Annotated in this window: 14 protein-coding genes and 1 pseudogene; 6 read left to right on the top strand and 9 right to left on the bottom strand. The window is 50.4% G+C overall.

Annotated features, from left to right (window positions below):
* The first annotated feature begins 366 nt into the window (after positions 1 to 366).
* Both B5D58_RS14255 and ltrA read left to right on the top strand, forming a co-directional pair.
* Positions 367 to 513, top strand: coding sequence for a hypothetical protein (locus B5D58_RS14255; RefSeq protein ID WP_158297474.1), 147 nt, complete (start codon positions 367 to 369; stop codon positions 511 to 513).
* A gap of 95 nt (positions 514 to 608) precedes the next feature.
* Positions 609 to 1910, top strand: coding sequence for a group II intron reverse transcriptase/maturase (ltrA, locus tag B5D58_RS13030; RefSeq protein ID WP_198407847.1), 1302 nt, complete (start codon positions 609 to 611; stop codon positions 1908 to 1910).
* 100 nt (positions 1911 to 2010) lie between these two features.
* Here the strand turns inward: ltrA and B5D58_RS13025 are convergent, their stop codons facing one another.
* From B5D58_RS13025 to B5D58_RS13015, 3 genes are all read right to left on the bottom strand, one after another.
* Entirely contained in the window at positions 2011 to 2241 is a 231-nt protein-coding gene (locus B5D58_RS13025; protein WP_041356832.1) for a hypothetical protein, read from the bottom strand.
* A gap of 161 nt (positions 2242 to 2402) precedes the next feature.
* Entirely contained in the window at positions 2403 to 2909 is a 507-nt protein-coding gene (locus B5D58_RS13020; protein WP_041356833.1) for a TIR domain-containing protein, read from the bottom strand.
* Between the two features lie 19 nt (positions 2910 to 2928).
* Complete coding sequence (locus tag B5D58_RS13015) at positions 2929 to 3345, bottom strand: hypothetical protein (RefSeq protein WP_041356834.1); 417 nt, start codon at positions 3343 to 3345, stop codon at positions 2929 to 2931.
* A gap of 386 nt (positions 3346 to 3731) precedes the next feature.
* Here B5D58_RS13015 and B5D58_RS13010 point away from each other — a divergent pair, with 386 nt between their 5' ends.
* A complete protein-coding gene (locus B5D58_RS13010; RefSeq protein WP_176766716.1) occupies positions 3732 to 3947 on the top strand; it encodes a hypothetical protein in 216 nt (71 codons plus the stop codon).
* Positions 3948 to 4143: 196 nt separating this feature from the next.
* Positions 4144 to 4604 (top strand): annotated as a pseudogene (locus B5D58_RS13005) (DDE-type integrase/transposase/recombinase); the annotation flags it as partial.
* A 200-nt stretch (positions 4605 to 4804) separates the two neighbouring features.
* Here B5D58_RS13005 and B5D58_RS13000 read toward each other — a convergent pair.
* From B5D58_RS13000 to B5D58_RS12980, 5 genes are all read right to left on the bottom strand, one after another.
* Positions 4805 to 5014, bottom strand: a complete 210-nt coding sequence (locus B5D58_RS13000; protein WP_041357279.1) for a BrnA antitoxin family protein — start codon at positions 5012 to 5014, stop codon at positions 4805 to 4807.
* A gap of 8 nt (positions 5015 to 5022) precedes the next feature.
* A complete protein-coding gene (locus B5D58_RS12995; RefSeq protein ID WP_412458340.1) occupies positions 5023 to 5256 on the bottom strand; it encodes a BrnT family toxin in 234 nt (77 codons plus the stop codon).
* 104 nt (positions 5257 to 5360) lie between these two features.
* A complete protein-coding gene (brnA, locus tag B5D58_RS12990; RefSeq protein WP_011112611.1) occupies positions 5361 to 5612 on the bottom strand; it encodes a type II toxin-antitoxin system BrnA family antitoxin in 252 nt (83 codons plus the stop codon).
* Entirely contained in the window at positions 5602 to 5865 is a 264-nt protein-coding gene (locus B5D58_RS12985; RefSeq protein ID WP_011112612.1) for a BrnT family toxin, read from the bottom strand. Before B5D58_RS12985 ends, brnA begins: the two co-directional genes overlap by 11 nt.
* A 124-nt stretch (positions 5866 to 5989) precedes the next feature.
* Positions 5990 to 6184 (bottom strand): hypothetical protein, encoded by a 195-nt coding sequence (locus B5D58_RS12980; protein WP_041356836.1) that lies wholly within the window; start codon positions 6182 to 6184, stop codon positions 5990 to 5992.
* 766 nt (positions 6185 to 6950) lie between these two features.
* On the opposite strand from B5D58_RS12980, the gene B5D58_RS12970 reads away from it, so the two are divergent.
* Positions 6951 to 7337: an antitoxin Xre-like helix-turn-helix domain-containing protein gene (locus B5D58_RS12970; protein WP_041356838.1), complete on the top strand. Its 387-nt coding sequence runs from the start codon at positions 6951 to 6953 to the stop codon at positions 7335 to 7337.
* On the top strand, positions 7337 to 7795 hold the full coding sequence (locus B5D58_RS12965; RefSeq protein WP_011112615.1) for an RES family NAD+ phosphorylase: 459 nt from the start codon (positions 7337 to 7339) through the stop codon (positions 7793 to 7795). Before B5D58_RS12970 ends, B5D58_RS12965 begins: the two co-directional genes overlap by 1 nt.
* Positions 7796 to 7859: 64 nt before the next feature.
* Here the strand turns inward: B5D58_RS12965 and B5D58_RS12960 are convergent.
* A partial coding sequence (locus B5D58_RS12960; RefSeq protein WP_143779596.1) for an integrase core domain-containing protein occupies positions 7860 to 8178 on the bottom strand: 319 nt, incomplete at its 5' end.

Genomic DNA, 8178 nt, shown 5'->3' with positions numbered 1-8178 from the left:
TTGTGTGCGCCCAGCATGGGCGCGAACTTATGGGGTGCAAGTCCCCTGTGGGAGTACCGACTTGGATTCATTGTGAACCGAGTATAACCACGAGCCGAAGGCAAGGGCAAGCCCGTGAGGGATTGTCTGGAGGAAGCCGGAGTGCAAGAGGTGCGAGGCGACGGACAGAAACCGCATAGAAGGCCGAGGCAGGCGAGGCGAGCTGGCACATGACAGCGAAGCCCAACGGTACGCCGGCCACGGTAAATGCGGCGCTTGTGCACCGACAGTTCGCGTTCTTACCTGGGGAGGTCTGTGCTGACGGCGGCCAGCCTGATCGTGACGATGACCCGGCCGGTCCCACCGGGCAACCAAGGACCAGGAGCCGTGGCGAGCTGCCCGCCACGAGCGAAGAAACCGGCAGCGACGCACGATCAGACGGGCAGCGCGTCCACTGGCAACGGTGGGCGTGACGGTGCAGAAGTCAGCAGAAGCCATAGTAGGCAGCCAGGTGTCGGGCTGCCGAAGGGCTGAACAACGAGATACTAAGGAGCAGACGTGACCGAACTCGACCAAACCGATGAAGCCCGCATGGGCCAGGCACGGCGGCGGTCGGCATGCACCGAGCCTTGAACCAAGACGACGACCATAACCAAGACGGCCAAGACCTGCTCGAGGCCGTGCTGGCCAGAGACAACCTGGCGCGGGCGTGGCGCAGGGTCAAATCCAATAGGGGGGCGCCGGGTATCGACGGCGTGACCACGGCGGAATGGCCCGAACACGCCCGCGCACACTGGCCAGCCACGCGCGAGCAGATCGAGGCCGGGCGATATCGGCCGCAACCGGTGCGACGGGTGGATATCCCCAAGCCCGATGGCGGCCAACGGCAACTGGGCATCCCGACCGTCACGGACCGGGTCATCCAGCAGGCCATCGCCCAGGTGCTCATACCGATCTTCGATCCGGGCTTTTCGGCATCGAGCTTCGGCTTCCGACCGGGCCGCAATGCACACCAGGCGATCCGCCAGGTGCAGGCGCACGTGAAGGCCGGCTACCGTTGGGCGGTAGATCTGGACTTGGCCAGGTTCTTCGACAACGTCAACCATGACCTGTTGATGAGCCTGCTGAGTCGAAGCATCGCCGACAAGCGACTGCTGGCCCTGATCGGGCGCTACCTGCGCGCCGGGGTGCTGGTCGGGGAGCACCCCCAACCCAGCGAGGTGGGCACGCCGCAAGGCGGGCCGCTCTCGCCGCTGTTGGCCAACGTCCTGCTGCACCAGTTCGATCTCGAACTGGAACGCCGCGGACACCGCTTCGCCCGCTACGCCGACGATGTGATCATCCTGGTCAAGTCCCGACGCGCGGCCGAGCGGGTGATGCAAAGCCTCACGTACTTCCTGCAATCCACCCTCAAGCTCACCGTGAACCTGGCCAAGAGCCAAGTCGCACCGATGAGTGAATGCAGCTTTCTAGGCTTCACTCTTGTGGGCAAGAAGATCCGCTGGACAGAGAAATCCCTGGCGAATTTCAAGCATCGGGTGCGGCAACTCACCGGCAGAAGTTGGGGCGTCAGCATGGAGTACCGGCTGGAAAAGCTCGGTCAGTATCTGCGGGGATGGTTCGGGTACTACGGGATCAGCCAGTACTACCGGCCGATCCCGGAACTGGACGAATGGATCCGACGTCGGGTGCGTATGTGCTACTGGAAACAGTGGCGCTGGGCGCGCACTAAGATCCGGCACCTGCTGGACTTGGGCATACCGCTGAAGGCTGCCATCCAACACGGCGTGAGCAGCCTGAGCTATTGGCGCATGGCCAGAACTCCGGTGACCCAACAGGCCATGTCCAACGACTGGCTCAGGGCACAGGGACTGCTCAGCATCAAAGACCTGTGGTGCAAAGCACAGAGCTACGGGCCGGACAAGGGTTGAAGGCGTCGTCGTCACACGAGCACGCTCGTTGAACCGCCTACTGCGGACCCGCACGGTGGGTGGTGTGGGGGCTGGGAGTTAAAAGCTCCCAGCTACCCGATTAGGCATCAATGCCAACAATATCCTTGCTAACTCCAAGCTTGCTAGCGACGTAGCTGATAAGTTCATCTTCCGAGCGGAACTCCGCGTTGTCGATAAGCTCTTGGTGGTCTTGCAGGTCGTTACCATCTTCGTCTTGAGATGTGACGGAGCCACAGCGAATTATCCCATCCATGTACTCAGGGACGTTATCGTCAAGTTGTACGGACACATAAGCTATTTCTTTTGACATAGTTTTCTCCTATAAGTTTGATGGTGGATGTCTCCACCATAGCTATTTATCACTGCACGTGAGAGATGCGAACGACTGATGCCTAACGTTGAAGGTAAGAGGCGCGTAGCCGGCTTGCCGGCGGAGCGTCCCTCTTGACCGAAGGGTTGGGCGTCACTTTGTTACGAGTTCGCTTTTCGGATTCGTATTGCTTCTGCCACTGCATTTTCGAGGTGCTGAGCAATCCATGCGTAACGATCCTGACTGGTAGCACCCGCAGGGTTATAGCACTTGACGAGAGAGGAAAGCGGCTTCTTACTTGGGCCATGAGTTATGTGATCGAAAGGGTTTTTCCCCATTGCTGACGTATTTCCGTTTCGATCCTTTAGGCCATGAATTCGAATTCCGACCACACCCAGCCCATCATTCCAGGACTTAACTATCTCGTGATTGATCCATTTGCGATTAGCGGTAGATGTGCCGACAAGAACAATCGTGCAAGTGCGGCCTTGCATTTGTTCTGCGATCCAGCGCTTGATTTTCTCGTCTTGATTGGCGCCGCTAGCAATCGACTCCCAATCATTGTCTTTGGCCGGTTGGTTACCTTCGATAGCTCCAATTTGGCGCACAGTAGAGGCACGCCAGTTATCTGGCTGATAGTGAAAGCTATAAAAACATTTTCGTGCCACCAATCCTCTCCTTTGGTAACTACCGCACTACGTACATGAGAATGAGCATTACAACAGCCAGCCCAGCGTAGTAAACAACAAGGGTCTTGGACGACGCAGAGCCAGCCCACGTATTTCGGATATCGCTGCTAAATGGTCTTGTGTCCATCGAAAAGTCAATCTGAGACTCATCGAGAGTGCGAACGTGGTCGTACAGGGCTCGGAACTTGCGTTCTTGGCTTAGAAAGTAGCCGTCTAACGCCCAGAAAATAAATAAGGGGAAATACGCGATTACGATGTAGAGCTTGTTTGAGTCTTTCGCAGCTAGTGCAAACAATGCGGCAATCAACGTGATACTCCAGCCTTTTAGCAAGAACAAGTTACCTGCCATTCGATTGATTGCAGCCTGAATGAAGTCAAGATGTTTGTGCTTATTAGCCTGTGAGTTTTCGTCCATCGTTGCCTCAGAAGGTTCAGTGTGACGCCCAACGTTTAGTATGCACCGCAAGCGGTGCATACTTCTTTGTAAATAGGTGTATAACAAAACTCATTATTCAGTAAGATTTTGAATTAAAAGAACTGCATGAGTGAAATATCGCAATCTTCTGTCCTGATTACACCTTGCTCATTCGATCAGCTTCGCAGCGGCTTGCTACCTTGATCAGGAGAAAAACAGCTCCTTTGAAATTTCAAAAATGAGGTTTCAGGCATTCTGCTGCGTTTGAAGTTGATCTCAATCAACGAGTAAAGGAAGAATTATCTGTTTATTACGGTGAGAGTGAGGGTGGCTGATATATCAACATCCAGGATCCTGAATCTGGATGATCATTCATATTGAAGTTGTTGACACGTATGCTGGCTGTTCCGAGATTTTTGTCTGTCGATTGCTATCAAGACGGTGTGCAGAAAAATGAGGATCAACCACAGTTTTCATGCTGCTACAAAAATTTCATTCGGGAGAATAAGCCCACCAGAACAAAAGAAGAGGAAATTGCACAAGCAAAAGAATCTTCTCTTCGTTCTGGTAATCATCGCGACCTTTATGTGCATGTGGCTTGATAATCCCTCCATTCACCACTATTTTGTAGGGGATTACCGTACACAACACGTCCCGATAAAAAATGAGTAAATGAGCTCTTCACCATCGCATCCCTTCCCTTCCCTTCAATCCAGAATAGTTGCAAGTTTCGTCAGTACCTCATCGACCATTATTGTCGCCAGACTTTCTACCTTGCGACCCTTGCGTGATCTGACGATGGTCGGCTGGAGTATGAGTACAAGAATGAAAGCAAAACTGGTTTGTGATGCATTGCAAATGGCTGTCTGGCAACGTCAACCATAAGCAGGACTGATAGCACATTCGAATCGTGGATCGCAATACGCCAGCAAACAGTACCGCCAACTTTTAAAAATACATGGTTTTATCGGCAGTATGAGTCGTGTGGGAAATTGTTGGGAAAACAAGCGTAGCGCAGTTTCGCGATCTGACAAGCAAGAGGACAAGGTCCGGCATGATTCAGTGGCTGAGCGCTTATTCGGTAGCCTTAAACAGGAGCAAATCCATCGGCAATGCTACCTGACTCGCTATGCAGCACAGCAAGATGTGCTGCAGTATATTTCCTGCTTTATAACAGCCATCGACTGCATTCATACTTGGGCTACAAAAGTCCAAACCAATATGAGGCAGAAATGGAAATGTTGAAATATGTTGCTTAACTGGATTGTCCGCTTTTACTTGACCAGGTCAATGAAGTTAGTTGGAAATTCTCATGTTGACGACTGCTACCAGGTCGCATTGAGAGCAATTCAAAAAAATGAAAGTACTCAAGCTGACGCAACTGCCGTCTAACAATTAAGGTTATGCCGTGGTTCGCTTCGCGATCACGACATAACCTTAATTGTTAGACGGCAACGCGCTACTTCCACGAGAGATTCAGCCGCTTACCTGATGCTGCGCATTCCTTCAGATAGAGATTGATCAAGCTCTGATACGGAATGCCAGTTTCCTCGGACATCGACTTGAAGTAGGAAATCGACTCCTCGTCCAGCCGAATCGTCACCGGCTTCTTGAGCTTCGCAGCGTAGGGATTCTTCCTCGATGAACTGAAGTCATACTGTTGTCTCATGGGCATACCTATGGGTAAAACCGCCTCTCCTCTCGTGTCGCCTTCCGGGCGGAAATAAGGCGAATCGTGCTTCCAGATCTCCGGTAACAATGAACCACGACAAGGACTCGAAGATTCGCGCTGAAACCCAGCAAGACGAACCGTTCCTCCTCAGCCGAATGGTCGGGATCGTCAATGAGGCGAGCTCGCTCGTCGGAGAACACTGACGCAGCCTCTTCGAACGAAACACCATGCTTGCGCAGGTTCTGGATCCCACTCGAAGGATAGACTCATACGTATATTGTACGTACGACGCAATATGCAATCGCTTCAATTGCAGGCTAACGTTGGACATAAGGGGCGCGCTTTAGCGCGTCCCGCTTGATGGATGGGTTAGAGCAGCCTTTTCGAGGCGTTCGGCAAGCCACACCTTAATGATAGATTGCCTGGTCACACCAAGCTTTTCAGCTTCCCGGTCAAGAGACTCAATCATCCACGTTGGGAAATCGACATTGACACGTTTTTGCTCTTGCAATACGCGCTTTGCCTTTGACAAATCCAGCGAAGCAGTAATATCAACGCCTTCGTCAAACTGCTGTTCAAAATCTTTAGCTTTCATATAGTGTCACCTCCTCGGTACGTGAGCAACGAACGGAAATAAGCCTGATATTTGTACCCCTGTAAGTGATAACGGCAGACCAGTGTTTGCCGTTAATCAGCCCTATCATAAGGTATCGTGGTTCATCTTCTGTTTTTGCGGGAATCTCCAGTAATCTTGGGTCATTCCATAATGCTTGAGCATCAACAAAGCTGATGCCATGTTTCAGAAGATTGGCCTGACTCTTTGCCTCGTCAAACTCAAAAGCTATCATGGTATAGAAAGTATACCTTTATTGAGTGGGAATCAAGTATCTGGATGATATGCTCTAACGCCGCCATAAACGGCGCGAGCTTGCGAACGTCCGGCGACCGCAGGGAGCGAACTTAATGGCCTTGTTAGGCATTTTCATGACCAAGCAACCCTGACAGGATGGCTGCACCAATAACCATATATTCGTTTGTGTATTCGTTGAATTCAATTACAGCACCACCAAATCGAACATTTCCATTCCGGTCCATACCGTATAGCGCGCTCCCACTCATGCCTATCGGTGAGAACCCCTCAGGAAAAGGCGTTTTTACTTTAACCATGTGACAATGATCAAAAGTACTTTTCCTTGAAGAAACGATCCCATGGGTTACGTACGTATACTGATAATTCCAGGATTTTTGTCTGCCGATGCTATCAAGACGGTGTGTGCAGAAAAATGGGGATCGACCACGGTTTTCATGCTGCTACAAAAATTTCGTTCGGGGGAGTAAGCTTCCCGCCAGAAGAAAAGAAGAGGAAATTGCACAAGCAGAAGAATCTCCTCTTCGTTCTGGTAATCATCGCGGCCTTTATGTGCATATGGCTTGGTAATTCCTCCATTCACCACTATTTTGTAGAGGATTACCTACACAGCACATCGTAAAACTGACAAAAATGAAGAGGCTACGGGGATTGTCGTCGTCGAACCCACGGCTAGCCATTGCCCTGGCCATAGAAGAAAAGCACAGGCCAATAGATGCTACATTTCGATCACCATGCTACCGTATTCCTTGCGCCAGGTGTGTAGCGCCTGACAATCTCGGCCACTGTATCCTTGTCCGTTTCCGCAGGATCCGGACGATCTGTTCATCACTGTATTGCGTCTTCTTCATACGCCTTTCTCTCGTCAAGATGACATTGTCTCAAGTTCCCTTAAATCGAAAAAGGCTGGTCAGGTCACTTTGAATAGAATCCTTATCTTTATTAATGATATAATCTTTCGAGTGTAAATATCTAATCATTTGACTGTATTAAATAATGAACATTGAGCGAAAACAAGCCAAACAAAAGGAAATATCATCCGGACATTCTTTCCTGGAATGGGGCATGACGATCCTGAAAATGCCTCCGGCTAAAAGGATTAAGATGGTGCGAGATGGAGTAAAAGTAACTCATTTAGTTGGTGCCGGGCGGTACTACGGTATATCTCAAGCAAAACTTTCAAAGTTACTTGGTATCTCTGATGCAACCATTACCAGAAAGATCAGATCGAGCGGAAAACTTGGTCCTTTGGAATCCGAGAGATTGGCACGAATTGCACTAATCGAGGCCGAAGCAGAAAAAGTTTTTGATTCTTCAGATCTGGCGAAGCGTTGGATGCTCGAATCTAATCTGGCTTTGGGCGAATCCCCTCTATCGTTACTTGATACTGATATGGGTGCTGATGAAGTAAGGAAAGTTTTGGCTTCCATTGCTTATGGAGGCATTGCCTAGTGTTTGTCTGGAGAATTTCCAGAAAAGAATTTGCTCTGGACCGTACCGGATATGGAGCCAGCATAAAAGGTCAACGCTGGAATAGCGCCAGCATACCAGCAATTTATGCTGGTCTCTCGCTGGGAATCGCTGCTATGGAGAAGCTGGTACATACAGGTTCGAATCTTCCACTGAATCTTGTGGTTGTCAGAATGACTTTGCCGGATGATAATAGCCTTTACAAAATTCCGCCGCCTGATGCTTTACCAGATGGTTGGAGTGCCCTTCCCGGATCTCCAACTGCAGCTACCTATGGTGATTCTTTCTTACTCAATGGAAAATATCTCGGTTTAATTGTGCCGTCAGCGGTAATTCCAGAGGCTCGAAACATAGTCATCAACCCAAATCATCCAATGATGAAAGAAGTTACGATTGAAATTATCCGTAATTTTACATTCGATTCCAGGCTTCGTTCATGACTGCTCTTTACTCTAAGATGTAACTCCATTGTGAACCGTCCCGACAATCGAGGAGGCTATTTGGTTAAAGTAAAATATCCATCAATGTCTTATTATCCTGGGTTTGTCGGTAGTTTTCTTCAGCCTGAGCTGGAGGAATATACCCGATAGATCCAAGCAGGCGTTGATGGTTATACCAGGCAACCCATTCCAAAGTTGCCAGCTCCACAGCAGCCCTGGTTTTCCAGGGAGCTCTCCTGTGTATCAGTTCAGCCTTGTACAGGCCATTGATCGTTTCAGCCAGCGCATTATCGTAACTGTCACCGCGACTGCCGACAGACGGTTCAATACCGGCTTGTGCCAGACGTTCGGTATAACGGATCGACACGTATTGCGATCCTCTG

It is taken from the genome of Nitrosomonas europaea (assembly GCF_900167395.1).
Lineage (GTDB): Bacteria > Pseudomonadota > Gammaproteobacteria > Burkholderiales > Nitrosomonadaceae > Nitrosomonas > Nitrosomonas europaea.
The sequence above is the reverse complement of the archived record's forward strand: the minus strand, read 5'-3'. Positions and strand labels throughout refer to the sequence as shown.

What these genes read in the sequence shown, in the direction of transcription:
- B5D58_RS13025 (WP_041356832.1), bottom strand. Translation starts at nt 2,241, where the DNA reads ATGTCAAAAGAAATAGCTTATGTGTCCGTACAACTTGACGATAACGTC.
- B5D58_RS12970 (WP_041356838.1), top strand. Translation starts at nt 6,951, where the DNA reads ATGACGATCCTGAAAATGCCTCCGGCTAAAAGGATTAAGATGGTGCGA.
- B5D58_RS13015 (WP_041356834.1), bottom strand. Translation starts at nt 3,345, where the DNA reads ATGGACGAAAACTCACAGGCTAATAAGCACAAACATCTTGACTTCATT.
- brnA (WP_011112611.1), bottom strand. Translation starts at nt 5,612, where the DNA reads ATGAAAGCTAAAGATTTTGAACAGCAGTTTGACGAAGGCGTTGATATT.
- B5D58_RS13000 (WP_041357279.1), bottom strand. Translation starts at nt 5,014, where the DNA reads ATGAGACAACAGTATGACTTCAGTTCATCGAGGAAGAATCCCTACGCT.
- B5D58_RS12980 (WP_041356836.1), bottom strand. Translation starts at nt 6,184, where the DNA reads ATGGTTAAAGTAAAAACGCCTTTTCCTGAGGGGTTCTCACCGATAGGC.
- B5D58_RS12985 (WP_011112612.1), bottom strand. Translation starts at nt 5,865, where the DNA reads ATGATAGCTTTTGAGTTTGACGAGGCAAAGAGTCAGGCCAATCTTCTG.